Source organism: Aureimonas sp. D3 (assembly GCF_001463805.1).
In the GTDB taxonomy this organism is placed as follows: domain Bacteria; phylum Pseudomonadota; class Alphaproteobacteria; order Rhizobiales; family Rhizobiaceae; genus Aureimonas; species Aureimonas ureilytica_A.
Map to the genome: position 1 here is coordinate 1 of NZ_BBWM01000115.1, position 273 is coordinate 273.

Sequence of the window (273 nt, forward strand, 5' to 3'; positions counted from 1 at the left end):
TTGTTGGACGTGCCGATGATGATGTCGTCACCGCCATTTGTCATCGAAGCGAGGACCATGGCGCGCATGTCGGCCTGGGACCAGACCGTGCCATCGTCGAAGACGACCTGCTCGATGCCTCGACCATTGACTGTTTCGATGCCGTTGACGAGCTTGATGGAACCGCCGTTGCCGGCGCCCGAGCTGGTCTCGGCGATCACCAGCGTGACAGCCTCGCCGCTGCGGGTAAAGCTGATGGCGGACGGGTCGACGCCGGACAGCACCAGCTTGTCA

At 62.6% G+C, this 273-nt stretch carries 1 protein-coding gene; it reads right to left on the reverse strand.

The genetic code is table 11. The features are described from left to right. Positions 1 to 273: calcium-binding protein (locus tag AUL36_RS23055; RefSeq protein WP_280138008.1), on the reverse strand; the 273-nt coding region annotated here is incomplete at both ends.